General features: G+C 63.3%; 1 protein-coding gene. It reads right to left on the reverse strand.

Annotation, left to right across the window (positions count from 1 at the left end; all coding sequences use genetic code 11):
- On the reverse strand, window positions 1–463 hold a 463-nt coding region (locus RNB18_RS51705; RefSeq protein ID WP_311721021.1), incomplete at both ends, for a TetR/AcrR family transcriptional regulator.

The following is a 463-nucleotide window of genomic DNA, read 5'->3' on the forward strand; positions in this document are numbered from 1 at the left end:
GAGTGGTGATACACGCGGTGTCGTCGGCGACGGCGTCGCGGCCGCCGGACAGTTGGGCGTAGCAGAACTGGTTGAGCATCGACACCAAGGCGACGGCGGTCAGATGGGGGTCGTCGTCCTGGCAGAACCCTTGGTGCTGAGCATGTTTGATCATTTCGGTGATCATGGTGATGGGTAGCTGACAGATCTCGTCCCAGTATTCGGCGAAGTCGTCGTCGATCATCGCCATCTGGGACACGGCGATGATCTCGGCCAGCCGGTGCCGGTAGGTCGTCCAATGGGCGGAGGCGGCCTGGTAGCTGCGTTCCCAGTTGGTCAGGTTCGGTCCGGTCGCGGGAAGGGCGCGTTCGCGGGCCTCGTTACGGAATCGCAGGGCCCATTCGCGGACCATCGCTTCTTTCGAGGCGTAGTAGTTGTAGAACGACGCGGCCGACCGGCCTGCCTCGGAGGCGATGTCGGAGAT

This window comes from Streptomyces doebereineriae, from assembly GCF_031845645.1.
Classification (GTDB): Bacteria; Actinomycetota; Actinomycetes; order Streptomycetales; family Streptomycetaceae; genus Streptomyces; species Streptomyces canus.